At 47.4% G+C, this 25,860-nt stretch carries 26 protein-coding genes; 3 read left to right on the forward strand and 23 right to left on the reverse strand.

All coding sequences use genetic code 11. From position 1 onward, the window contains the following. Positions 1–102: 102 nt before the first annotated feature. The 5 genes from HP567_RS19135 to HP567_RS19155 form a co-directional block, all read right to left on the reverse strand. Positions 103–636 (reverse strand): TlpA family protein disulfide reductase, encoded by a 534-nt coding sequence (locus HP567_RS19135; RefSeq protein WP_173607826.1) that lies wholly within the window; start codon positions 634–636, stop codon positions 103–105. Between the two features lie 23 nt (positions 637–659). Then, positions 660–1,370 carry a cytochrome c biogenesis CcdA family protein gene (locus tag HP567_RS19140; RefSeq protein ID WP_173607827.1) on the reverse strand — a complete coding sequence of 237 codons (711 nt, stop codon included), beginning with the start codon at positions 1,368–1,370 and terminating at the stop codon, positions 660–662. Between the two features lie 204 nt (positions 1,371–1,574). Beyond that, entirely contained in the window at positions 1,575–2,801 is a 1,227-nt protein-coding gene (locus HP567_RS19145; protein WP_173607828.1) for an efflux RND transporter periplasmic adaptor subunit, read from the reverse strand. A 28-nt stretch (positions 2,802–2,829) separates the two neighbouring features. Continuing rightward, positions 2,830–5,967 (reverse strand): efflux RND transporter permease subunit, encoded by a 3,138-nt coding sequence (locus tag HP567_RS19150; protein ID WP_173607829.1) that lies wholly within the window; start codon positions 5,965–5,967, stop codon positions 2,830–2,832. Positions 5,968–6,090: 123 nt separating this feature from the next. Beyond that, entirely contained in the window at positions 6,091–6,423 is a 333-nt protein-coding gene (locus tag HP567_RS19155; protein ID WP_173607830.1) for a MarR family winged helix-turn-helix transcriptional regulator, read from the reverse strand. Between the two features lie 173 nt (positions 6,424–6,596). On the opposite strand from HP567_RS19155, the gene HP567_RS19160 reads away from it, so the two are divergent. Together HP567_RS19160 and HP567_RS19165 are read left to right on the forward strand one after the other, a co-directional pair. Next, a complete protein-coding gene (locus HP567_RS19160; protein ID WP_173607831.1) occupies positions 6,597–7,832 on the forward strand; it encodes a sensor histidine kinase in 1,236 nt (411 codons plus the stop codon). Then, complete coding sequence (locus HP567_RS19165; protein ID WP_173607832.1) at positions 7,829–8,515, forward strand: response regulator; 687 nt, start codon at positions 7,829–7,831, stop codon at positions 8,513–8,515. The genes HP567_RS19160 and HP567_RS19165 overlap by 4 nt, the downstream gene beginning before the upstream one ends. An 11-nt stretch (positions 8,516–8,526) precedes the next feature. Here the strand turns inward: HP567_RS19165 and HP567_RS19170 are convergent, their stop codons facing one another. The 15 genes from HP567_RS19170 to HP567_RS19235 form a co-directional block, all read right to left on the reverse strand. After that, entirely contained in the window at positions 8,527–9,036 is a 510-nt protein-coding gene (locus HP567_RS19170; protein WP_173607833.1) for a hypothetical protein, read from the reverse strand. Positions 9,037–9,227: 191 nt separating this feature from the next. Beyond that, positions 9,228–10,754: a two-component system sensor histidine kinase NtrB gene (locus tag HP567_RS19175; protein ID WP_173607834.1), complete on the reverse strand. Its 1,527-nt coding sequence runs from the start codon at positions 10,752–10,754 to the stop codon at positions 9,228–9,230. 360 nt (positions 10,755–11,114) lie between these two features. Then, positions 11,115–11,405 carry an antibiotic biosynthesis monooxygenase family protein gene (locus HP567_RS19180; protein WP_173607835.1) on the reverse strand — a complete coding sequence of 97 codons (291 nt, stop codon included), beginning with the start codon at positions 11,403–11,405 and terminating at the stop codon, positions 11,115–11,117. Between the two features lie 68 nt (positions 11,406–11,473). Beyond that, the gene (locus HP567_RS19185; protein WP_173607836.1) at positions 11,474–12,382 is read right to left on the reverse strand and encodes a hypothetical protein; all 909 of its coding nucleotides are present in this window, start codon (positions 12,380–12,382) and stop codon (positions 11,474–11,476) included. Positions 12,383–12,469: 87 nt separating this feature from the next. Then, entirely contained in the window at positions 12,470–13,132 is a 663-nt protein-coding gene (gene thiE / locus HP567_RS19190; RefSeq protein WP_173607837.1) for a thiamine phosphate synthase, read from the reverse strand. Between the two features lie 3 nt (positions 13,133–13,135). Further along, positions 13,136–13,759, reverse strand: coding sequence for a thiamine phosphate synthase (locus HP567_RS19195; protein ID WP_173607838.1), 624 nt, complete (start codon positions 13,757–13,759; stop codon positions 13,136–13,138). Next, positions 13,743–14,105 (reverse strand): hypothetical protein, encoded by a 363-nt coding sequence (locus HP567_RS19200; protein ID WP_173607839.1) that lies wholly within the window; start codon positions 14,103–14,105, stop codon positions 13,743–13,745. The genes HP567_RS19195 and HP567_RS19200 overlap by 17 nt, the downstream gene beginning before the upstream one ends. Before the next feature lie 81 nt (positions 14,106–14,186). Beyond that, entirely contained in the window at positions 14,187–14,318 is a 132-nt protein-coding gene (locus HP567_RS29865; protein WP_255413062.1) for a hypothetical protein, read from the reverse strand. A gap of 55 nt (positions 14,319–14,373) precedes the next feature. Then, positions 14,374–14,790 (reverse strand): DUF3054 domain-containing protein, encoded by a 417-nt coding sequence (locus HP567_RS19205; RefSeq protein WP_173607840.1) that lies wholly within the window; start codon positions 14,788–14,790, stop codon positions 14,374–14,376. Between the two features lie 94 nt (positions 14,791–14,884). Further along, the gene (locus tag HP567_RS19210) at positions 14,885–15,475 is read right to left on the reverse strand and encodes a GNAT family N-acetyltransferase (RefSeq protein WP_173607841.1); all 591 of its coding nucleotides are present in this window, start codon (positions 15,473–15,475) and stop codon (positions 14,885–14,887) included. A gap of 108 nt (positions 15,476–15,583) precedes the next feature. After that, positions 15,584–17,110, reverse strand: coding sequence for a tripartite tricarboxylate transporter permease (locus HP567_RS19215; protein WP_173607842.1), 1,527 nt, complete (start codon positions 17,108–17,110; stop codon positions 15,584–15,586). Between the two features lie 17 nt (positions 17,111–17,127). Continuing rightward, positions 17,128–17,595 carry a tripartite tricarboxylate transporter TctB family protein gene (locus tag HP567_RS19220; RefSeq protein ID WP_173607843.1) on the reverse strand — a complete coding sequence of 156 codons (468 nt, stop codon included), beginning with the start codon at positions 17,593–17,595 and terminating at the stop codon, positions 17,128–17,130. Positions 17,596–17,642: 47 nt separating this feature from the next. After that, positions 17,643–18,683, reverse strand: coding sequence for a tripartite tricarboxylate transporter substrate binding protein (locus HP567_RS19225; RefSeq protein ID WP_173608367.1), 1,041 nt, complete (start codon positions 18,681–18,683; stop codon positions 17,643–17,645). A 147-nt stretch (positions 18,684–18,830) separates the two neighbouring features. Next, positions 18,831–19,484 carry a response regulator gene (locus HP567_RS19230; RefSeq protein ID WP_229088232.1) on the reverse strand — a complete coding sequence of 218 codons (654 nt, stop codon included), beginning with the start codon at positions 19,482–19,484 and terminating at the stop codon, positions 18,831–18,833. A gap of 32 nt (positions 19,485–19,516) precedes the next feature. Further along, positions 19,517–21,127 (reverse strand): ATP-binding protein, encoded by a 1,611-nt coding sequence (locus HP567_RS19235; protein ID WP_173607845.1) that lies wholly within the window; start codon positions 21,125–21,127, stop codon positions 19,517–19,519. Between the two features lie 223 nt (positions 21,128–21,350). On the opposite strand from HP567_RS19235, the gene HP567_RS19240 reads away from it, so the two are divergent. Then, positions 21,351–22,841 carry an NCS1 family nucleobase:cation symporter-1 gene (locus HP567_RS19240; RefSeq protein ID WP_173607846.1) on the forward strand — a complete coding sequence of 497 codons (1,491 nt, stop codon included), beginning with the start codon at positions 21,351–21,353 and terminating at the stop codon, positions 22,839–22,841. Positions 22,842–22,934: 93 nt separating this feature from the next. Here HP567_RS19240 and HP567_RS19245 read toward each other — a convergent pair whose 3' ends face one another. The 3 genes from HP567_RS19245 to hydA form a co-directional block, all read right to left on the reverse strand. Then, positions 22,935–23,447: a hypothetical protein gene (locus tag HP567_RS19245; protein ID WP_173607847.1), complete on the reverse strand. Its 513-nt coding sequence runs from the start codon at positions 23,445–23,447 to the stop codon at positions 22,935–22,937. A gap of 89 nt (positions 23,448–23,536) precedes the next feature. Continuing rightward, positions 23,537–24,427, reverse strand: a complete 891-nt coding sequence (locus HP567_RS19250) for a nitrilase-related carbon-nitrogen hydrolase (protein ID WP_173607848.1) — start codon at positions 24,425–24,427, stop codon at positions 23,537–23,539. Between the two features lie 34 nt (positions 24,428–24,461). Further along, the gene (gene hydA, locus HP567_RS19255; RefSeq protein WP_173607849.1) at positions 24,462–25,847 is read right to left on the reverse strand and encodes a dihydropyrimidinase; all 1,386 of its coding nucleotides are present in this window, start codon (positions 25,845–25,847) and stop codon (positions 24,462–24,464) included. Between the last annotated feature and the right edge of the window lie 13 nt (positions 25,848–25,860).

Consider the following 25,860-nt stretch of genomic DNA (forward strand, 5'->3'; position numbering starts at 1 on the left):
ATACAAAATCAAGATATTCACCTGCAAAATGGGCCTTGTCATACATATCACAAATAGAAAAAGCCGCCGGAGAATTCTCTCCCAGCGACTTATGTGACTTCATTATGGCTTTGGACTTAACAACTGGCGCAGTTCCAGCTCCAGTGTAGAAGCATCCACCATGCCAATGATCTTCTTTCGTACGATCCCATCCGCGTCAATCAAGTAAGTCGTTGGGAATGCCATCACCTTGTAACGGTTCGACACAGTTCCAGCTACGTCCATCGGTATCGGAAATGTCAGCTTGTAGTTGGTGACGAAGGCCATAGCTGCTTCCGGACTGTCATTGCTCGTGACGTTCACACCAAACATATCAACCTGTCCGCCGTATTTTTCATAGACTTTTTGTAAATCAGGCGCTTCCAGCTTGCATGGTCCACACCAGGAAGCCCAAAAATTCAAGACCAACGGTTTCGCCCTTTTTCCTTCTACCTTGTACGTCTGCTGATCCAGTCCGGTCAGTGTAAAATGAGGAGCCGCAAAGCCAACTTCCGGTTTTTGAACCTCTGCTACGATTGCGGCTGTTTCTTGAGGCTTTTCCCACACAGCAAGTCCGACGCCCAATAATACGATCACCGCGAGCAACAGCTTTTTCATTTTGTCACCTCTGCCCTACTGAGTTAGAATCCCGTAAAGCCTCCGTACATTTGAATGAGAACGCGTGTAATATCCGTCAGTTTATCTGTATACAGAAGAACACCGAACAAAATCATAATGGCTCCTCCGATTTTCATAAACAGGTCGGAATACTTCACAATCGCTTTCACCTTACTGATGAAGAACGTCATGACAAAAAACGGAATGGCGAAACCGAGTGTATACGCCAATGTGTAAGCCAAGGCGCTTGAAGGATTGGATACGCCCATGACGATAATGCCAGAAAGAATCGGTCCCACACAAGGTGTCCATCCAGCTGCATACGTCATTCCCACCAGTATGGACCCAGTATACCCCAATGGTCTCGATTTTAAATCGATTTTAAAAGAACGCATCATCCAATCCATTTTAAACACGCCAAGCATAACGAAACCAATAACAGCAAGCAAAATACCGCCCAATTGACGAATCAAGTCCTGCTGGTCGGTGAACAAGCTTCCGATCCATGATGTAGACAACCCAAGCGCAACGAAAATGATCGAAAACCCGACAATGAAGAAAAAGGTATGCAAGAAGGCTTGCTTTCGAAAAACCGCTCTCCCGTTCCTTACTTCATCAATCGTTACCCCAGTTATGTAAGACAAAAAGGACGGATAAAGCGGCAGGCAGCAAGGAGAAATAAACGAGAGAAAACCTGCTGCAAATGCCAAAAAGACAGTAATATCGCCAGTCATATGTACCTCCGGTGGGTATTTTATCCACTATCTTCTCATTGTATCGAATCTTTTCCCCCTTCAAAAGTAGCAAAGACACTTTGTCTTAAATCCGTGACATTTTCCTTTGTATAATAGCTCATTCAGATCCCCTTCATGAATACTTCCATTGTACACAAAAAAGAGGCGGATGTACTCCGCCCCTTTCCTGCTATTCTTTTTTTCTTACTGAATCGTAACCTTACCGCCATCTTGAAGCAGTGTTTGCCCTTTTACCACGATCTTATCGCCGGCAGACAAGCCTGTCAAAATTTCGATCTGATCACTAGAAGATTTGCCTGTAGTGACCTCGACTTGTTTTGCAACGTCACCTTCCAGCTTGAATACATACTGTTTACCATCGCGATCAAAAACTGCACCGCGTGTTACAACGATCGATTTCGCTCCGCTTTCCCCAACCGATGGGAAGGTCACATTCACAACCATATCGGACTTCAGCTCATTGGATGGGTTTGGAATTGTAATCTCCACCGGGTATGCCTTGAGCTGTGAATCCATGACTGGACTCATCGCCGTTACTTTGGCATCAATCGTTTTTCCTGATGATTGTACGTTTACTTTTACAGTAGTCCCTACTTTTACTTTTGTGATATCAGCTTCTGACAGATTCGCTTTTACCAGAAGTGGGTTCGTGTTAACGACAACCACAACCGGCTGCTGACCTGCCATTTGACCAACTGCGCCATTTACGCTGGAAATATATCCGTTGATCGGAGACGTCACAGTTGCATTCGCCAATTGCTCACGAGCATTTTGCAGACTCACTTGGGCTTGCTGCACAGAGGCTTCGGAAACTTGCACGCTCGTTTTTTGCCCAGCAGATTGTAAAGCCTGCTGTGCGTTATCATAAGAAGTCTGTGCCGTTGTCAGTTGGGAGTTTGCCTGTTCCATCTGCTGTGCGGAAATCGCTCCTTGAGAAAAGAGCTGTTGCATCCGCTGCTGGTTTACTTTGGCATCCTGAAGGGCAGTTTCTGCCTGCTTCAGGCTATTTTTTGCTTGAACCAAGCCTTGATCAGAGCTGCTGCCTGCTTGGTTTAAGCTGGCTTTTGATACGTTGTAAGCTGCTTCTGCTTGCTTGACACCGTTCACGAGATCTTTTTCATCGAGCTTGAACAATACTTGACCTTTTGTCACGTATTGGCCCAGTTTCACTGGCAGGGAAGAAATTTTCCCGCCCATTTTCGGGGAAACTTGCACTTCTTCACTCGGAGCCAGCTTTGCCGTGAGACCAGAATCTGATACTACTGTGCCTAAAGCAACCGTTTCAACCTGTACAGGGGTTGCTGCTTCCACCGTTTCCGTAGGCGGCGTTTCCGCTTGCGGGCTGGAGCACCCTGCCACTAGAGTGATGGCCAGCAATGCCAAAATGACGGGTTTTTTATTTAGTTTCATGTATGTCCCTCCTCTTCCCACAAACGTCTTACGATTCCAAAGCGGGATTGATTTTCTTTTGTTTCTTAGCAAGTTTCTTTTCGAGTTTCAATTGGCGCTTCAAGCGTCTCTTTTTCCCTGCGTCATCAAACCAGGAAGCAACGACAGGAACCAGAACTAGTGTAATCAAGGTAGAGAATCCAAGACCGAAAATAACCGTCACGGCCATTGGTGCGTTCGTTTCAGAACCAGCGCCGCCAGAGAATGCGAGTGGTCCAATCGCCAGAATAGTGGTAAGTGTCGTCATCAAAATCGGACGAAGACGAATCGGGCCAGCATGCAGGATCGCATCATACAGCTCCATACCTTTAGCACGCAATTGGTTCACGTAGTCGATCAATACAATCGCGTTGTTCACGACCAAACCGATCAACAAGATGTACCCGATCAAAACCCCAACGCTGATCGTTGTACCTGTCGCCAAAAGTCCAAGCAGAACACCTGTAACGGTTGGTGGCACGGAGAACATGATGATAAATGGGGTGTATAACGATTCAAACTGCGCTGCCATTACCATATAAAGCAACACGACAGACAGTACAATCGCGAGAGCAAGGCTGCTGAATGATTCCATCATTTCTTCACTTTGCCCGCCAAAATCGACTGTGTAGCCATCCGGGAGATTCAGCTTCGAAATTTTCTCTTGCACTTCCCGTGTGACAGAGCTCAGGTCACGCCCTGCCAAATCACTCGTTACTTGAACTTCACGGCTTGAGTTGGCACGGTTAATCGATACTGGCACATCTACCTTATTGATAGTCGCAACCGAGGTAAGCGCGATCTGTGCCCCACCAGGAGCGGAAATTCGCATATTGTTCAAGAAGTTGATGTCTTCCTGATACGATTTGGGCAGCTTGAGGTTGACGTCAATCTCATCATCCCCTGTGCGATAGTACGTTACCGTTTGACCTTGGAAGGAAGTGCGAACACTGGAGAGAATTTGTCCTGTCGTCAATCCGTACAGGCTCGCTTTCTCAGCATCGATCTTCACTTCCAGCTCTTGTCTTGATTCTTCCAAGCTGGTTGTTACGTTACTCGTACCAGGTACCTTCTCAATTTCACCTTTAATGATACCACTGATGTCTTTCAGTACGGCCAAGTCATCCCCGCTAACCTTCAGTTGAATGGGGGAACCGGTAGACATGCCGGCTGGTGCGCTTACCTTAATTTCCGGGCCAGCAATATGTTTCAGCTTTTCCTGGAGATCCATCACAATTTCATTGGAGGAACGAGTTCGCTGGTCGAGATCTACCAGCATCAGGGTGATCGTCCCCTGATTGGATGACAATGTGCTAGCTATCGGTGATGCATTGCTACCAACCGAAGTCGCTACAATTTTCTTCTCCGGAACCGTGTTGACAATTTCTTCTACTTGTCTGGTAACTTTCTCAGTTTCAGCCAGAACAGTACCATTCGGCATTTTGATAGAGATATTTACTTGACCTTGGTCCATGGCTGGAATAAACTCTGCCCCGATCATCGGTGTTAATGCGAGAGAGCCCACCATCAGCACAACCGAAGAAATCATGACTGTTTTACGATGGCCCAATGACCATTTTAACAGTCTTTGGTAGCCTTTTTCTACTTTGCTAAATCCAATGTTGAACCAAGTAACCGGATTAATTCCACGATAGTTCTCATGATGTGTATGCGACGGAATTTTGTTTAAAATTCTCGAACTCAGCATCGGCACGAGCAAAATAGAGAATACTAGCGCAGCAATATGGGAGTAAACAACCGTCAATGCAAGTGGTCCAAACAACTCAGAAGCAATACCTTCCGTGAGGGCAATCGGCAAGAATACGCAAATTTGCGCCAAAGCCGAAGCCATTACTGCCGTACCTACTTCTTTGGAACCATCCAAGGCGGCTTCCATCATACCTTTTCCCTGTTCTCGATGACGGAAAACATTCTCGAGCATAACAACCGCAAAGTCAATCAATGATCCCAATCCCAATGTCAAACCGGAGAGGGAAATCAGGTTGATCGTTTGTCCAGACATATACATCAGCAAGAATGTAGCAACGATCGATACAGGAAGAACGATGACCGCAATTACCATGGATCGCAAGCTGCCCAAGAAGAAGAACAGCAAGATCATACCGATACCGCCACCCAACAGGGCATGTTCAGCGGTCGTATAAACGGAATCCTTAATGTAAGTGGATGTATCCAGAGTCGTAATGATTTTAACGCCTTCTGGCAGCTCGCCTTTGATTTTCTCCAGCTCAGCTTTTACATCATCTGCTACCTCAATGGTGTTTCCGCCAGAAGCTTTTGTCACTTTAATACCCAAGCTCGGTGTTCCGTTGACGTAACTCAATTGCGTTACATCTTGATGCGTGTCTTTTACTTCGGCAATATCGCTGAGCCTGATGGAGTTTCCTCCAACAGAGATTGGTGTCAGCGAGATTTGATCGACATCGGCAAACTCACCTTGTACACGGATGTTGAGCTTGGCATCACCCTCGCGTACCGCTCCACCGGAACCTGACAAGTTGCTGCCCTGTAGAGCCTGCTGAACTTGGTCAAGGGACAATCCATACGCCGCCAGTTTGGCTGGATCGACGGTAACATCGATGATCCGGCTTTGTCCACCGCTGATGGAAGCAGATGCGACCCCATCAATACGCTCCAGGCGTGATTGGATCATATCCTCGGCCATCTTTTTCAATTTGTTGATATCTTGCTCACCCGTCACCGCAAACTCTATGATCGGTGTACTGTTCGGGTCAATGCGCAGTACACGTGGCGCTCTAGCTGAGTCAGGCAAAGAGCCACGAACCTGATCTACCTTCTCCCGCATGTCGAGAGTCGCCTGATCAAGGTCTGTCCCCCAGTTAAACATGAGGATAACCTGCGAAGCGCCTTCCATCGATACCGATTGTATACTATCTAAATCGGATACCGTTGCAAGTGCGTCCTCAATCGGCTTCGTTACCAGTTTTTCTACCTCACTTGGCGATCCGCCGTCAACGGAGGTAACTACGACAGCAACCGGGAAGTTCAGGTCCGGCATGAGATCAATCGCCAAGCGAGGCAGTGAGACGAAACCAAAAATCAGCATGGCCAGAGTCAACATAATCATGGTGACCGGGCGTTTAATCGATAGTTCAGAAAGATTCAATCCACTCACCTCTTCTTTATATATCTGCTAATTTTTTGTGAGAAATAGTTCGCATAACGAAATGAATAAGGTGAATCTCGTCGTGACATTTCGTTTAACGAAATATAAAGGGGTGAAACCGTTTTAAACGGTTTGTGAATTTCCCCATTTCACATCTCGCTGTTGGTATACACGCTCTGTCAGTGACACCCACACAACTCGTCGATCTGCTTGGTCGCGGAATCTTCGTACCAGGTTTTCCTGCTCCAACCGGTTAATGAGACCGGAAGTTGTGCTGTATGAAAGACCGACAGTCTTACTTATGTCCCCCATCGTTTTTGGCCCGTTTCCTAGCTGCTCCAGAATCAAGACCTGTTGCCAGGTTACATCGCTTGTATCCAGCTCTTGCTCAGAAATCGTGCTAAACAAAACACTGGCTTCTTGCAGGAGTTTTGCCAACTGAATCAGTTCTTTCATGAGAACCTCCCTTGCCATCCTTACTTAACCACTTCACACCCATAACTAATCGTTTATTTCCCAAAAATAATTCTACTGAAATCTATATGTAGTGAAGTCTACCCAGGGGTAGATTTCTGACAAGGATTTATCTATCTGGAGATAGACGACAACGCATGCTAGAATGAAGTTAAGTGATTATCCGGCAGAGAAAGAAGGACTTCTCATTGTTGAAGATAATGATGAAAGCCATACAAAAACGTTTGCTGATCATGTGGTTTTCCATCTTACTTGTATTAGCTTTGCTTCCTGATTCATTTAAACGGGAAACTCCATTGCAATTTTCCCTTACCATTGTACTATTTATTTGTTACCTTGTGGTATTTTGGACTTCCAAGAAAAAATGGAAGCCTTTCCAATTCGAATTAGTGGCAGTCGCGCTAGGAATCGTTTCCTTGCTAAAGTCCCTCATCTTGGGTGGAGAGGGCTTCGGCTTGATGCTCCCACTCGCTGTTTTTATCGGTTTTCACATTCATGGACGCCGAGCGTTGGCGTATGCTACTTTTTTTGGTACGTGCAGTACGCTTTTTTTATATTTTGAAGAAAACCTGAGATTCACGCACATCATCTCTTATATTCTTACGTATGTGGGCTGCTATATCGGCGCACGAGGCTATCGGATTCAAACAGAAGCATATGAAACCAACCAACAGCATCTGGAGCAGCTGCAAAAAGCACATACAGAGTTGCAAGAGGCACACTTACAGCTTCAAGAAGCAGCGCTTCATTCCCTTCAAGTAGCTGTTCTTGAGGAACGAACGAGAATTGCCCGTGATATTCACGATGCATTGGGTCATAGTTTGACTTCACTCATTGTCCAGCTACATGCCTTGAAGTATATGTTGCAGGATGGACCTGACAACGCACAAGAAGCCGTGCGCAACATGCTCGGTGTCGCCAAGCAAAGTCTGGAGGATATTCGCACGTCTGTCCATACACTTGCTCTGGATAAAACCTCCTTGGGACTTACGCCTCTGCGAGCTCTTTTGTCGCAGGCCCAAAAGCATACAGGTATTAAAATGGAACTGATATGCTCCGATCTGGACATCCCGCTCTCCCAGGAAATGACGATAACGTTTTATCGAATCTTGCAGGAAGCGATCACCAATTCCCTCCGTCACTCTGACGCAAAAGAAATTCTCGTCATCATTGAACAAAAGAAGGACATCCTTTTGTTGTCAATCCGAGACGATGGAAGCATCACGAGCGACCAAAAAATCAAACCTGGCTTTGGCCTAACTGGCATATCTGAGCGAATTCAATTATTGAACGGAACTCTCGCGTATCGCATTCGAGAGCCCCACGGATTCCAACTCGATTTCAGCTTTCCGATTCACCAGACTGAACCTGAAAGGAGCATGCGAACATGACCGGTAAACAAAAAGAAGGAGCCATTCGCGTGGTCCTAGTAGATGACCAAACCATGATTCGCCAAGGTTTAGGCTATGTCATTCAAATGCAATCCGATATGGAAGTAATCGGGGAAGCTTCCGATGGCGTAGAAGCAGTAGAACTTATTGGCGACCTCGCACCTGATGTCGTTTTAATGGATGTTCAGATGCCCAACAAGTCGGGTATTGAGGCCACAAGAGAAATCATGCTGCAGCATCCTCGCACGAAGGTATTGATTCTTACCACCTTTGATAACCACAATTATGTGGTGGAAGGGATTCGCGCCGGGGCTGTCGGCTATATGCTAAAAGATGCTGACTCTCAGGAAATGCTTGATCTGATTCGCAGAGCCCACCAGGGAGAAGCCCTCTTCCACACCGTGACAGCTGCAAAAGCCCTTGCCGAAGCTCTGCAAGGTCAACGTGAGACACCTGATTCGACGACCACCTCCCAATCAGTTTTGCTAGATGAACTTACGGATCGAGAGTTGGATGTACTCCAACAGATCGCAGATGGCTATCGAAATGATCAGATTGCGCAAAACTTGTTTATATCTGAAGGCACTGTAAAAACACACGTGCATCGGATCTTGCAAAAAATGGGTGTCGAGGATCGTACACAGGCAGTGGCAAAAGCACTGCGGCACAAAATCGTGAAATAAATCAGATAATTTCAGGCAGGAGGATTAAGTGGAATCAAGTTTCCATCCTCCTGCTTTATGCTGATAGAAAATCCTTCTGCCATCTGTGCGCTGGACATCGCTTCAAATACCGCAGCAGCCGCTTTCTTCGTATCGATCACCCGGCAAATCACTGCCAACGTCCTCTCGCTGTCTTCCCCACCGTCGCTGTGCCCGTTCCCCGTCTTTCCCAAGCATTCGTCCAACAGCTGTTCGATCAAATAACGCATTTCAATCTCTGACTCACACAAATGGGGAAATCGAATAACCATCGGGTGGAAATCGTTCTCTTTCATAACCTGATATCCTTGTACTTTCATCTCTTCCGCCCAGCTCTGCAAAACCTCATCAGGCCTTCCCTCAATCTGCTCCGCCACTACAGCAAAATAGTCGCCAATTTCCCCTACATTTCCGTAATGAACGGTATAAAGGCGCTCTGATTCCTCATACCAAACCTCCCAGTAGCTCCACCTCGTTTCGTTTTTTTTCAGCATCCGAATCACAGTTGTTCAACTCCGTTCAAATTGTAACCGTTTTGTAAATTATTCCACTGATCGACAGACCTTGACAACAACTTACAAAAAGATTGATTCGAAAGACTTGCAACTTTTTCGCGTATAGGACTTTTCTCTTATATGAACGTAAAAAAGACGGATATTCGATCCGTCTACAGTCACAATCCTTTTTTGTTTTTTTAGGAAGTGGAAAGGGGTAAACGAATCTCAAAACGAGCTCCTTTCAATTTCGGAGAGTTTTCCGCATAGAGTTCGCCACCGTGATCCGCGATGATGCGTTGTGTCGTAGACAAACCTAACCCCGTTCCCTCTTGTTTGGTCGTATAAAAAGGAACGAACAAATTTTGCAGGCAAGAATCTGATAGACCAGGTCCGTTGTCTTCCACAACAATGATTACTTGATTGAGAGATGAGTACACTTTTACATGAACGAGGTTTCCTTGGGTCATCAATGCTTCAAGCGCATTTTTCAAGATATTCAAGATGGCTTGCTTGATTCGTGAACGATGACCAAACACATGCCACTCGCCTTGTGCAATGTCCAGCTCAAGCTTGATTCCTCTTCGATTCGCTTCTGGCTCCAGTAAACGAATGACGCCATATAACTCGTCCATCACTAAGAAACGTTCCGATACGATTTTATCATCCCTGTACCGGGCCAAAACAAGAACATCGTTCAATAGCCCATCAATGCGTTCAATTTCCGTTAAGATTACAGAAAAATAAGATTCACTACGATTTGCTTCCCCTTGCTCCCGCAGCAACTGAATGAAGCCCTTGATGGCTGTCAGTGGATTCCGAATCTCATGTGCCATCCCAGCAGCCAGTTGCCCAACTGCTGCCAGTGCTTCGCGCTTGCTCAACTCTTCTTCGTATTTTTTGCTTTCCGTAACATTCCGAAGAACAGCGATCGCTCCCCACATCTCTCCACCGTAGTAAATGGGGCTCGTACTCACTGTCGTCCATTTGCCTCTGTATTCCGCAACATAATGGCCAGACTGCCCACGTTCAATCACCCACTGGACAAAACGCTCGCTTACATGAGGGCGGAGAGCATGATCAATGTTTTTACCAATGAGTTGATGCCGATCTACGCCAAATAAATGACAGACAGCGTAATTCGCTTCAATGACTCTTAACTGGCGGTCGATCATCAAGACGGCAATATCACTGGACTGCAGAACCAATTGGACAAGCTCCTGTTCAGCGAGCATTGAAACATCTTCTCCTTTGGCCGAACTTGTAGGAGAAGTTGGTGTTTTCTCAACCGGAAATGGATGCGAATTTTTGTTAAAGACATCGTCCAATTGATGCAAAATGCAGTCCATCGACTGATAGAGGCGAATCTGTGCTTGCAAAAGCTCCACTCGCTCCATTTCCGTCGTGGCTAGAGAAAATGAGTTGTTATTCATTTCTTCAATAATAACGTCTCGACACTTGCGCAAAAATTGCTGCAAATACGTAAGATTCATTCCGAGCAGCGAAAATTTGTATGCAATTTCGCTCCATTCTCGCTCGAATGCATACGTGTCGACTACTTTTACTACTTCAATCCATTTCGTGATTTGCTGAACAAACAAAGCCTCTGTATTTTCGCGGTCTTCTAGAAGCAAAGCAGAGTAATGATGATCTGAAAGAAAGGAAAACGTCTTGGCCACCGCCGCAGGGACCAAATGAGTAAGATACTTACTTATTCGATTTTTCAAAACACTCTGGCTCCTTTTCTCCGTGCTTCATTGAGGCTATTTTTCCAAGTATGTATAGGCTCTATTATGGACGTAAATGAGACAAGATGTAAAGCGGCTTGATGATATCATGGTGCAGAGAATGACACCATCCAATCAGGTTCTCTTCTTATCCTTACAGACAAACAATCTCGGCCAGCATCCTATTATCGCGAGCTTTCACATTGCCTTTTTCGGACACCCTCACCTCCTGAACATGTTTGACTGAAAACGCTTTCCACCATTTTCTATCATATCACGATCGAGCATAAAAAGGTCAAGAATGTTTATTATTCAACCATCCAAAAAGCATTTGCCCCCGCAGAGACAAATGCTTTCGCTTTATGAATGGGATTTGACAGCGTAATTGCGCAAATCCGATTTTACCGGGCTATTCGGGTTGGTTCCTGTATGCGCGCGCTTGAAAGCCTCGCTTTCTGTCCAATTTTTGAACGATTCCTCATCTGTCCATTTCGTAAAAACGATGTATTCGTCACCTTCCGTAGGTGCCAGGAAAAGGAACTCCAAAAAACCAGGAACCTCCTTCATCCGTTCTCCCCCATTTCCAAATGCGCGTTCCAAATGGGATTGATAGTCTGCTGGTACAGTCAGTCTGTTCATGGATACAAACATGATGGTCACACGTCCTTTTCATTGGGTTCATCTACCAATTCCATTATAAAGCTAAAAAACCGCAAACGCTATTCGCGCCTGCGGTTGATTTGTTGCTCGAGCATGATATCCATCAAGAGTGTATCCTGCAACGGATCTTTCGGGTCTACCGTCAACAGGGCAGCGACAGCAGCCATCGCACATCGAACGGATTGGTAGGAATAAAAGGCATCTCGCTCTGATTCACTGAACAAAGAAATATCTGATCGCTCTTGTGTCGGGTATGGGAAGTCAGTCTCGACACCAGCACGATCCAGAACAATGAGTGCCTGTTTAATCGCTATCAATGCCGCGCTGACACTAATGCCGTATTCTTGGCGTAGATCTTCCCACACCTGAAAAGCTGATTTTTCTACCCTTTCCTGATTGGGGCGGGTAATGATTCCTGTTTTGCGTCCTTCTTTCAATAACCAATCCACAAAAATATCGTTGCGTGGAGGAAAAGCGTATACTTGCAGCTTCATTTCCAATTCTGTCGGGTTATCCTTGGCAAAACGAGCGTGAGCCAACGACATTTCGTAACGTCTGGACGGATGCCCAGGAACCGTGACAAATACCGTATCTTGTCGCACAGCTGCGATTTGCAGCTTGGTTCGCGCTGGTATCCTGCCTTGAGGTGCCTTTTCCCTGCGAATATTACCAGGAATCAATTCTACTCCGAATTGATGGTACTCCAGCGGTGAATCTATCCAGGGAATAGGCTCTCTCGTCTGTATTTCATATAGCCCGTTAAATGTCACCCATTCGCCCGGGCGGCGCTGGCTGCGAACTAAAACAGCGTGAACTTCTTTTTCTGGTGGCAATTCCGTATCTTGATCCTCCGGTGGGGGTTGCATTCGCTTGTGTTCGATAAGAATGCAGTCGGTCATCAACAACCGCTCGAGCAATTCCCGCTTGCTCACCCATTCATATCCGATGCGGTAAATCCGATTTTTCATCGGCTTCACCTCCTTTTGATCGCCATTATTGCATCATCCTGGTTTGTTTCTATTACCCTACCATATGTAATCGTCGCTTTGTCCGTGCTAACGAGATCGTACAATCCGCTGTAACGCTTGCGCTGCTGCTTCAGGTGATTCGGCCTGGCTGATCGCACTGATAATCGCGACGCCATCGGCCCCCGCAGCAAGCACTTCAGAGGCATTTTCCAGTGTGATGCCACCAATACCGACGATAGGCAAATCATTCCCGACTGCCTTACGAATCTCCGCTAGCCCCACTGGTCCGATAGGCTCTCCAGCATCTGCCTTAGAACGGGTAGCGAACATCGCTCCTACACCAATACAATCGACGCCACCGTTTTGTGCAGCGAGCGCCTCTTCGACCGTACCTGCCGAAACCCCGATGTACATCTCGGAGCCAACTTTGGCTCGTACTTCTGACAATGCCATGTCATCTTGCCCGACATGGATGCCGTCTGCCTGCAAGCGAATCGCCAGATCCACATCGTCATTCACAAAAAATACGGTATCATGGTCACGACATAGCTGTTGCAATTCTCTACCCAACTCATATTGTTCCTGAGCAGTTAGCTTGCTTCCTTTATCACGTAGCTGAAGCGTGCCTACTCCTCCGCGTAATGCTGCTTTCACGGTTTGCATGGTCTTTTCGCTGGAATACCCACAGTCCTGCGTACCAATGACAAAGTATACACCCATTTTTTCCCGAAGTCTTTGTATATCACGCATGCTTTATTTTCCCTCCCAACGATCCAATGCCTCTCGATAAGCGCTGGCTGCTGACTTGGCATCAGTTGCATCTGTGATCCCTGATAAGACAGCAATGCCCGCACACCCAGCTTCCAAAACTTGCTCGGTCCGGTCCGGTGTGATACCACCGAGTCCGATAATCGGCACATGCCATCTTGCCGTCATTTGCGCGAGTTCGATTGTTCCTCTTGGTGCAAGACCTGGCTTCGAACCACTCGCAAAAATATGCCCGTAGAGCAAATAATCGACTTGTGCAGCAATGGCTTGCTGTGCTTCTTCCACGGAATGGACAGAACGCCCTATTCTTTGACCAGTCTTCAGTACCATTCTCGCGTCCGCAGGAGACAGGCTATGGTATGCCAGGTGAACACCAGCACAACCCGACGCAGCAGCCACATCCACCCGATCATTCACGATCAAGGACGAAAGGGGGATGACATTCGCCAATGCCTTTACCCAGTCCATGCATTCCTTTGCGGTACGCTGTTTTTCCCGTATGTGTAAAAAGTTCATACCACCTGCATAAGCAGCTTCTGCCATTCGCAATACCTCATCAAGCGAATGCCGTCCGCTTGTAATCACATGCAGCTCACGAGTGCTTGACATTAGGTTGGACACCGCCTCCAGCGAGTGCTGTCACACATTCCTGCAGCCATTGTGTCGTTCGGTCTTCTTTGTCCGTCGGCGACTGAGCCAACAGCTCAATTACAAGTCGACGCAAGAAAAAAGCTTGTTGCACGGTAAGTGGAAAAGTGATATTTTTCGGCTTGGTTTCCTGTTTCTCCAACGTCTCTACGCCCGCCAGCAAAATATCACCGATGGACTCCACGAGTTCGCGAACCTGCTCATTTTGCTTCAATTCGTCATAGCAGCCATCATATAGTCTACACAAAAGTAAAAACGCCTGTGACGACAAGGTCACCGGCTGTACATTCTGCATCGGTTCCGTCATACGTTTCCCTCCACTCGCTAGAAAAACAAAATCTATTATATCACATCACGACCTGTATCCATGTAAAAAACCGCTGATTGCTCAGCGGTCTTTTGCAGTTCCTTCATTTCGATCATTATGATTCGATTGTCGCAAATTTGTGTTGCGATCATTTTCATCCAGCGTTTTACCACGATTTTTCCCGAGGTCTTTGCTGTTGTTATTCTTCCCCAATTGTTTCACCTCCTACGTCGTTCATAGGATAGCGTAACCAATTCGGGTCACTTTATTAGCTGGTTACGAGTAGTCTCTTGCGTTTGTAGATCGCATAGCCGATGGCAAACGGTACACGCCATCCGAACAAAAATGCCAGCGTAATGAAATAAGTCACACCTGCAAAAATAAGCGTAGTCGGTACACCAGTCCACCAGGAGCGGATCAGTAAGCCAATTGGTGCCGCTACTGTCCAAGTAATCAGTGCCGATAATAATTGTCTGCCCGCAGATTCATACGTTCGTTGTCCGTAGCTCTTGAAAAGCAGAATCGCGATAATCCATCCCACGAGGAAAGGGGCTAATGTTTCGATAATCCCCATGGTCGTGACAGGGTAGTTATGAATGATTTTTCCGTAATAAACAAAAAGCACAAAGGCGATCAGATCCCCGAGCAACAATAAATAGCCCGGCGTAGACAAACGCTGTCTCATGTATACCCTCTTTTCCGGGTCTTGTCAGAGTAAACCCTCTTGGTTCACCCCTATTGTACACATGCTCTGAAAGCCCTTCAATCAATCCAAGCCTTTATTCACCAAACAGCAACAATTGCAGCTTTTGCTTGGCTTCTGGCCATTCACGGTCAAGTATGCTGAAGTATACCGAGTCGCGAATGTATCCATCTGGCATCACCATATGATTGCGAAGCACACCTTCTCGAATGCCACCTATTCGGGCAATGGCACGTTGCGAATTCAAATTGCGCGAATCTGTCTTGAGCTGTACGCGAATACATCCTAGCTGTTCGAAGCAGTGGCGCAAGAGAAGCCATTTACACTCTGTATTGACGCCCGTTTTCCACACAGATGGGGTCAGCCATGTAAACCCGATTTCCAATCCGCGATCCTTTTTCGCTATCCCTAAAAATCTCGTGCTTCCGATGATTTGCTCATCTGTTTTGCGAATGATGGCGAATGGCAATTCTGTTTGGGCTTGTTCATTTTTTAAAGCCTGCAGGATAAAAGCCTGAGCATCTTCTCTTGTTCGAATGGTAATGGACATATGCGGCCAAATCTCTTCGTATGCGCCTGCTTCCCAGATTCCGTCCACATGGGCCATTCTGAGCGGCTCCAATCGGACCAGCTTGCCTTCCAAGATTACAGGTTCAATCGTTAACATGTCTGTCTCTCCTCTACTGTTCTGCTTCAATCATCAAACAGAACAGTTCCCCGAAATTTTTCCAATGATACGGGCTTGCGAGGACGCTGTCAAGATAAAGATTTGAGGTTACGCTTCTTCACTGATAATGACTTGCTTCCCTCTGCGCTTTAAGAAGATAGGGATCAGCAACCACAGAAGGGCACAAACCAGAAAAGCAGCAGAAAGCGGCTTTGTCAGGAAGATGGAAAAGTCACCATTCGAGGTGGTCAATGCTCTTCTCATGTTATTTTCAATCATCGGTCCCAACACAAGGCCGAGGACGAGCGGTGCCAGCGGAAAGTCGTTTTTCGTCAGGTAATAGCCAGCTACCCCACAAATCACAAGCAAAATCAAATCAAACGTACTAATTTGCACAGCGTACACTCCGAAAACGGAAATCGCGATAATGAGGGGAATCAGGAATTGGGACGGTGTTTCAATAATTTTGGCAAATACTTTAACCAAGGGCATATTCAAAACGAGCAGCATTACATTCCCGATAAACATACTTGCAATTAAACCCCAAGCAATTTGTGGATGATCAGCGAATAAGAGGGGTCCCGGTTGTACGTTATACATTAACAATGCACCCATTAAAATCGCAGTCGTACCAGACCCCGGTATACCCAACGTCAACAGTGGAATCATCGCACCACCAGAAGCAGCATTGTTTGCAGACTCCGGCGCTGCTACACCTGCAATCGCTCCCTTTCCAAAACGGCTAGGATCTTTGCTCAGCTTTTTCTCAAAAATATACGAGAAGAACGATGCGAGGGTAGCGCCAGCACCAGGCAAAACACCAATGAAAAATCCGAGCAACGAACCGCGTGCAATCGGTCCGGCACTTTCTTTTAGGTCTTGCTTGGATGGCAGTACCCGCCCCACTTTCATAATTTCCTTTGAGGATTGATCGTCTTCGATAATCGTCTTGAACACTTCTCCAAGGGCAAACAAACCAACTGCTATCGTGAGGAACTCCAAGCCTTGGTACAAATCGGGAATATCGTATGTAAACCGCGCCACACCCGAAACGGTGTCCATCCCAATTGTCGCAAGCAAGAGTCCCATGACTGTCATAATGAGGGCTTTGGTCATCGACTTCCCCCCCAGTCCGCTGACCGCACACAAGCCGAGAAGCATGAGGGAGAAATATTCAGCAGGGCCGAATTTCAAAGCGAGATCGGATAATGGATCAGCCAAAAACACAAGAGCAATCAACGCCACAAGCCCCGCGACAAAAGAACCGATCGCTGCAATCGACAACGCTGCGCCAGCACGTCCCTGTTTGGCCATCTGATAGCCGTCCAATGTCGTAACGACAGAGGAGGATTCACCCGGTGTATTTAACAAAATGGATGTTGTGGAACCACCGTACATCGCGCCATAGTAAACGCCTGCCAACAAAATCAGTGCGCTAGCCGCCGCACTTTCAGGAGGTAAGCCAGAGGTCAAGGAAGCCGTAACGGGCATCAATAACGCGACTCCGCTCATTGGACCGATGCCGGGAAGGACCCCTACCGCAGTACCGATCAGAACGCCAATAAAGGCAAAAACAAGATTATGCGACTGTAGGGCAACGAGAAAACCATCCGCCAAAAATTGCAATGCACTCATGCTAATTTATCCCCTCCCTAGACGCCTAGCCAGACAGGTAGTCCTGGAAGCGTACCTTTTAGCAAATGCACATAGATGACATAAACGGCTACTGAAAACAGCAAGGAAACGATTCCCGATTTCAGAACGCTTTTACTTCCCATCATGGTGAAGGCGAACATAAGGAAAGCAAAGCTCGAGATGACATAACCGAGTTTCTCCAACAACAATACATACAAGACTGTTGCTGCCAAAATCAATAAAAACCGCTTGTATCGCAGTGGACTCTGTGACTCGGATGAGGAAGCAGCCACGCCTTTCTTATAGGTCTCCCACAATAGTCGCAAGCTCAACAAGATCAGGATGATGCCAAGCCCAAATGGAAACATATTCGGCCCAACCTGACTGCCGTATGCACTAGACGAAATATTTTGACTTTCGGCAATAAAGAATGCACCTACTAGCGCAAAAAACAGACTGCCGATACGATCAAACATCAGGTTCATGTATACCTCCTAAGGTGTGGAAAAAGGAGGGGATGCCCCTCCTCTCCCTACTTCGACATACCCAGTGATGTCAACAGTTCTTTGACCTGCTTATCTTGTTCGTCCAGGAATGCCGAGAAAGCAGCAGCGTCCTTGTACTCGCTTTCCCAACCGTTTGCCGCCAATTCTTTTGTCCATGCCTCGTGCGTGGAAAGTTCTTTCAACTTTGCATCCCAGTAAGCTTTTGCGTCTGCTGGCATATCAGCCGGTCCAAAGACACCTCGCCAAATCGTGAACGTCGCTTCTATGCCTTGCTCTTTTAACGTCGGAATCTCTTTCAAATCACCGCCGAGACGTTCATCAGAAGTAACGCCCAGTACACGGATTTTACCTGCTTTCAAATATTCACCCACGCTGGAAGCATCCGTTGCAATGATATCCGCATTACCGCCCAACAAGGCTGCCATTGCTTCTCCGCCGCCATCATAAGAGACGTACTTAACGCTTTTCGGATCAATTCCATACTTAGCTGCTGGCAATACCCCGATCAGATGATCCATCGATCCGGGAGCAGAGCCACCTGCCAGTGTAATTTTGCCTGGATCAGTCTTGATCGCGTCCAGCACGCTCTTGATGTCCTTGTGAGGTGAATCCGCTTTCACAACGAGGGTGCCGAAATCTTTCGTCATTTGCGCCAAGGGTGTGACATCTTTGTAGCCAAATGGGCTATTCCCCTCTTTTTTGTTATTGTTAATCAAGATAGGAGGAGAGCTCACGAATAATTTATAAGGATTGCCTTTGTCTTTGCTTACATACTCAGCCAAGAACACTGTTCCTCCGCCACCCGGCTTGTTTTCAACGGTGATGGTTTCTGTCACCAGCTTGCTTTCCGCCAATACCTTTGCTACCGAGCGAGCTGTCTTATCCCAGCCCCCACCCGCACCGGATGGAGCTACATATACGATCGGCTTTTCCGGGTATTTGGATGTCTCTGTGGCAGGCTGTGCTCCTGGACTTGCTGTTCCCGTATTTCCAGTACCTCCACCACAAGCAGCCAGTGCTAGTGTAAGAAAAGTGGACACTGTGATTAGCACTTTTTTTCTTTTCATCAAGCAAATATCCCCCTTAACCCGCTTATTTGTAAGCGCTATCACGCTTGAACATAATGTACCACCGCGGAAGCTAGGGGAATAGTTTTCGTGCATAAGGTCTATTTTGAAAATTAATCACTTTTTGTTCATATTGTTCATGGTACATTATGGAAGATAGCGATATTTTCTTTCCGGTCTGCCAACGGTGCCATAAATCAAGTCAGCACGCGCCTTTTTTTCCAGGACCAAGTATTCTAAATACCTTCTGGCCGTTGTTCGACTGGTTCCAATCTCGCGACCAATCTCCTCCGCCGAGACCCCCTTGTCTCCCGTCTGTCTGATCGCTTCGATTACTTTTTCCAGCGTTAGGAGGTCAATTCCTTTTGGGACGCTCACATCTCGATTTTTCGGAGTGACAAGTCTTCTGGTCAGCATTTGGTCAATGACTTCCTGATCTACCTCGACAGCTTCTCTCGTTCGAATGACATGCTCACGATAGCTTTCCAGCCGTTCACGAAAACGCTCGAAAACCAGCGGCTTGACAATGTAATCAAATACGCCGCCGCGCAGCGCTTCCTGTACCATTTCCATTTCCTTGGCTGCGGTGATCATAATCACGTCAACTTCGCGGTAATGTTGCCGAATATGCCAGACCAGCTCCGTTCCCAACATATCAGGCAGATACACATCCAACAAAACGAGCTCGGGTCGCGTACAAGACAGCAATTCTTTGGCATCCGTACCATTCGTTGCTGTAGCAATGACTTCGAAACCTTCTATCTTGCTGACAAACCGCTTGTTGATATCGATAATTCGCATATCGTCCTCGACGATGAGAACCTCCAGCTTTCTCAAGACGCCACCTCCATTCTTTTGCGTAGGGATACTGTGAAAAGTGCGCCTCCTAGCTCGCTTTTGCCAACGAGAATATAGCCGTCCAATTCATTAATGATTCCATGCGCCTTGGCCAGACCAATTCCACGATCTTCACCTTTTTTCGTTGAGAAACCGTGTTCGAATATTTTTTCTCGCAGTTCTTCCCCAACTCCCGGTCCTGAGTCCTCGATTTCAAACATGATCTCATCGCCCGTGTCAGACAAATAGCACTCCACTCGTTTGTATTCGACACTTGGCTCATTGACGGCTTCCAACGCATTTTGGATCAGCGTCCCCAATAAAACCACGATCTGCTGCCGATTAATCGTCGGCGGGAGCTCCTTCAAGTGACTGTCGTGATGGATGACGAATTGTATTTTCAGCTCCTTGGCTCGATTGTGCATGCCTAACAGCAAAGCCCCTATTAACGGATCGGGAATTTGCTTCGCCAAAAACAAAATCATCTCTTGCTGTGCGGACGTTTCACTCGTAATCAACTCGACCGCTTCCTGAATCGAACCAAGCTGCAACAAACCGGAAATGGTATACAACAAATTGTGAAATTCATGTGTTTGGGCGCGAAGTACATCCGCATAACGCCTCGCCTGGGACAATTCTGAAGCTAGCTGGTCAATTTCCGATTTGGGACGAAAGCTGCTGACTACTCCTACGACCTTCCCACCGAACTTGATTGGAAGTCGATTCACAATGATTTCTTTTCCGCCCATAATCGACTCGCGATCTAATTGATGCTCGCCGGATTCCAGAACTTCTGGCATGCGACTGTCTGGTAGCACTTCCACTATTTCTTTGCGATGAAACTCTTCTTCCGGTAAGTTCAAAATACGAATGGCAGCCTTATTCATCATCGTGATGCGATTATTGCGGTCAATCGCCACGATGCCTTCGCGGACTGACTCCAGGACAGCATTTCGCTCTACGTACAAGGATGCGATCTCCTCCGGCTCCAATCCTAAAATTAAGCGCTTTAAATAGCGGCTGAGTGCAATGGCACCAGCAACACCGCACAACAAGGCGAGAAGAGTCAAAATCAATATGCGGTCTTGATAGAGGTCAATGGCCTCCTCGATATCTTCCAGCAGAAACCCAACGGATACGATCCCGATGATTTCCCCTTGATCATTTTTGATCGGCACCTTCCCTCGTAATGAAGGGCCCATACTGCCAACAGCTTTCGATATGTAAGATTGACCTTGCGAAAGTCCCGGCTCGTTATCTCCACCCACCATTTCCTTTCCAATCCGTTCCGGAATCGGATGCGCATACCGAATTCCCTCATGGTTTCCCACGACCACAAACTCTGCTCCGGTTTGCACACGGACGTTTTCAGCGATGGGTTGAATGAGTGAAGGAGGGTAATCGCTTGAAAATGCATTACGCAGCTCTGGATCGCTGGCAACAATCTTCGCCACACTCAATGCTTTTTTGCCTACTTGCTCTTCGATCGAAGACGCAACAATGGAAGAACACACCGCCCCAACTGACGAAACAATCAGAATAATGACAATAGTAATCAATAAGATCATTCTGGTTTGCAAAGACATTCGGATTTTTCTTGTCGTCACAGCTTGCTCCCCCCTTGCTTCATCTTACCATCCCCATTAGGTAAAAAGGTAGAATCATTCCCATCGTCAATGACGAATCTTGTCGTTGTAGGCTGCGTTTTTACGACAAAAAATCAGGTATTAGGCCTTCTTTCCCCCAATATAATGTTACAACTTGTATTCAAGACAAACTAGGGCGCTTGTCCGAATACGAGACATCTTGAAAAGCAAAGGAGGGAAAGAAGTGAAGACGCAAACGGTATCAAATGGAATCGTTACCCTGACAAAAGAAGGCGAAGATGCAATCAAGAACAGTCCGCTTTATAATGAAGGGCTGCGGCCGACGAGGACAGCAGAGCACACATGGACATCTTACAACTTCGCCAGCTTGTGGATTGGTATGTCGATCTGTTTGCCGACGTATGCAATGGCGGCAGGGTTAATTTCCTTGGGTATGAACTGGTGGCAGGCCATTTTGACGATCATTCTCGGTAACTGTATTGTCCTTATTCCTATTCTTCTCAATTCTCATGCCGGGACGAAATTCGGCATTCCGTATCCTGTTTTTGCGCGCCTCTGGTTCGGCTCCAAAGGAGCGCACATCCCTGCTGTTGCACGCGGTTTGATTGGTGCTGGCTGGTTTGGCATCAACTGTTGGTTCGGAGGTGCTGCCATCGATACACTCCTCATGTCGATGACAGGCTGGGCAAATGTTCCCGGACATCTCTGGATATCCTTCTTTGGCTTTTGGCTGTTAAACGTATGGGTCGCGTATCGAGGTCCCGAAGCGATCAAAAAAATGGAGGCTTGGGCTGCTCCCGTCCTGATCATTATGAGTTTGGCTCTCCTCGTCTGGGCGCTTACGAAAGCAGGCGGATGGGGACCGATGCTCTCTGCCCCTTCGAAATTCACTACCACTGCAGAATTCCTGAAGGTTTTCTTCCCAGCATTGACGGGAGCGATTGCTTTTTGGGCAACAATGGCCCTCAACATTCCGGATTTCTGTCGGTATGCCAAAAGTCAAAAAGCCCAAGTCATCGGACAATCCTCTTCGTTGCCGACCACGATGGGTTTCTTCTCGTTCATCGGAGTTGCTGTCGCTTCTGCTTCTGTCGTTATTTACGGAGAAGCGTTGTGGGACCCTGCTGCCGTGTTGGCCAAATTCTCGCCTTTCGCCATTTTCCTCGGAACAATTGGAATTATTCTTGCCACATTGACGACCAACGTAGCGGCCAATATCGTTGCTCCCGCCCGGGCAGTGGAGAATCTGGCCCCTCGCCGTCTCTCGTATGAAGCTGGCGCCGTCATCGCCGGGGTCGTGTCACTCTTGATGCAGCCTTGGTACATTTTAGAGAACTTCGGCAACTACATCTTTTTATGGCTCGGAACGTATGGAGCCTTGTTAGGCCCGATTGATGGAATAGCCATCGCCGACTATTGGCTCGTGCGCAAGCGGCGCATTCATTTAACAGAGTTGTACAAAACAAACGGGATCTACAACTACAAAACAGGCTTTAATGGCAGAGCCATCTGGGCAATGCTAATCGGGATTGCGATTCCTTTTATAAGTAAATACATTCCGGGCTTAACCATTATTTGGGACAATGCTTGGACTGTCGGACTACTGATCTCACTCGTGATTTACACGTGGATGATGAAAAATGATGCTTCGATCTTGAGTGCCAACGATTACGAGAAAATCACGGCAAACAACAAACAAACGATTGCTTCCTAATAGCAAGCTACCAAAAAAGACTGGCTGCCCTCGTTGGGTTTGCCAGTCTTTCGTTTTCCTTACTTACATAAGTCGATAGTCACCGTCTCTTTCTCACACATCAAGCACAGATAGAATCGCAATCTCTTCAATTTGAACATCAGGCTCATAGCAAATATAATACGTTAGCTCCGGGCTGATCCGGTACCGAATCCCCCGGTATCCACAGGCAATCAGATACGCACGCACCTTATCCCCTGTCCATTTCAGCCACTCTTCATAGCCCATTCCGTTTTGTCTCTGTTCGAGTTCCTCTTCTGAAAAAGCAGCACGCAATGCATCGATGCGCAGTTCATTTTCCCCATAGCGCTCGTCCAAACAAACGAGACCCTGCAAATGAAGCCGCTGGCTTAGCACCACTGCCTTCTCCCCATTGGTTTCTGCATGACAAATCGCATACTGTGCGGCGATTTCGGGATTGCTCACCAAGTAAACACCTGCCCCAAACACTGCCTTTGCACTCGCACCGTTTGTAAAATGACGCCGTTCTGCCCTCTCATACTTTTGCGCTTTCACGACGCGAAGTCCCTCGCCATATTCGACCCCTCGATATACAGTCTGCCTCATCCCTGAACGCTCCTTTTGACTCTGATGGAATCCTTCCAATGATGCGAAAAGGAGGAAGGCGCGTATCCAGCACCTCCCTCACTCTTTTATTAAGGTAATAGCTTTACCATATCTTCGTAAGTCTCCGGTCTGCGATCCCGGTAAAATTGCCACGTATCCCGCACCTCATGAATTTTGTTGCGATCCATTTCAGCGACAATAACCTCATCCTGATCCCTGCTCCCCATAGCGACAAATTGTCCGCGCGGATCGACCAAGTACGATTGTCCGTAAAACTCGCCCATGTTCCACGGTGCTTCAGTCCCTACCCGATTGATCGCAGCCACATAATAACCGTTGGCTACCGCATGAGCAGGCTGCTCAAGCTTCCACAAGTATTCGGATAAGCCCGCTACCGTCGCGGACGGATTAAAGACAATCTCTGCTCCGTTCAAGCCAAGCAATCGTGCGCCTTCTGGAAAATGACGGTCATAGCATATATAGACCCCGACCTTGGCAAAAGCGGTTTCAAAAACGGGATACCCGAGATTGCCGGGCTTAAAGTAATATTTCTCCCAAAATCCGCAGCCACTGCTGCCCACTCCGACATGCGGAATATGCTGCTTGCGATATTTGCCCAAATACGTGCCGTCCGCATCAATCACTGCGGCGGTGTTGTAATACGTACCGATCCCGACGCGTTCGTACACAGGTAAAATGAGTACGGTTCCTAACTCGCGAGCTAGGGAAGAGAAATGTTGCACAGTCGGCCCATTTGGGACTTCTTCTGCTGACTCATACCATTTCGGTTGCTGTTCGGCACAAAAATACGGGCCGTAGAAGATTTCTTGCAGACAGATGATTTGTGCCCCCTTGGCCGCAGCCTCCCGCACCATCCTCTCATGCTTCTCAATGGCTTTTTCTTTGTGCAAATGAACCGGTTCGTCTCCGTCGACATCGTTTTTCGCCTGAATCAAGCCGATACGAATGATATCTGCCATAAACGCCCTCCTCGCCTTTTTACGCTCTCCCTTATTACGGTCTTGCAAAGGTCGATCGTTTTACAAAGCGTCCAGCCCCGGCTTGCCCGAAGAATTGCTGATCGCGAATGACAAAAGAGCCGCGCGAAAGTACCGAGATAATATCGCCGTTCACCACCATTCCTTCAAATGGATTGTAGTCGACATTCATGTGGTGAGTTTCAACGGAGATCGTTCGTTTCAAATTTGGATCAAACAATACGATATCCGCGTCTGAGCCTACCGCAATCGTTCCTTTCTGCGGGAACATCCCGAACAGTTTGGCTACTTTTGTAGAGGTCATATCGACGAATTGATTGAGGCTGATCTTGTCCTTCGCTACCCCTTCCGAGAAAAGGAGGCGCATCCGATCCTCAATGATTGGTCCACCGTTCGGGATTTTCGTGAAATCCCCTAGCCCCAGCTCTTTTTGACCGGAGAAATTAAAGGCGCAATGGTCAGAGCCAACCGTTTGCAAGATGCCGTTTTTCAACGCGCTCCACAAGACGTCTTGATTCCACTTTTCCCGGAGCGGAGGGGACCAGACGTACTTCGCTCCTTCAAAGCCCGGCTTCTGTAGATCCGTAATATCGAGCACCAAATATTGCGGGCATGTCTCCCCGTACACATTCCATCCCTTTTCGCGAGCCTCTGCGATCCGGCGCACCGCTTCTGCACACGATACATGCACGACATACAGCTGGGCATCTGCCAGTGCAGTCAATGCAATCGCACGTCCTGTCGCTTCTCCTTCTGCTTCAGGTGGACGAGTGTAAGCGTGGTACACGGGGTCTGTCTGCCCTTTTGCAATCGCCTGCTTGATCAAATAATCCAGAACATCTCCATTTTCTGCATGAACCTGTACCAGGGCACCTAGTTCCTTAGCCCGAACCAGCGTTTTAAATAGCGTCTCATCATCGGCCATCAGCACATTTTTGTAGGCCATGAATACCTTGAGCGAAGTTATCCCTTCATTTCGTACGACTGCTCCCAATTCCTCGAGCACTTGATCGTTCGCATCTGAAACCATCAAGTGGAAGCCATAGTCGATAACCGCTTTGCCCCTTGCTTTTTCGTGCCAGGTCGAAATAGATGAATGCAACGGCTCTCCTTTATTCGTCAGGCAAAAATCGATGATGCTCGTTGTCCCTCCAAATGCCGCTGCCTTCGTGCCTGTATAAAAATTGTCGGAAGTAACCGTTCCGCCAAAAGGCATATCAAGATGGGTATGTGGGTCAATCCCTCCTGGGAAAACATAGTATCCGGTAGCATCGATCATTTCGGCATCTTTCCCATCCAGATTGGAGCCGATTGCGACTACTTTTTCCCCTTCGATCAAAATGTCCGCCTGATACGTGTCTGACGCTGTCACGACTGTGCCATTTCGAATCCATTTTTTCATCCGATGATCATCT

Source organism: Brevibacillus sp. M2.1A, assembly GCF_013284355.2.
Lineage (GTDB): Bacteria > Bacillota > Bacilli > Brevibacillales > Brevibacillaceae > Brevibacillus.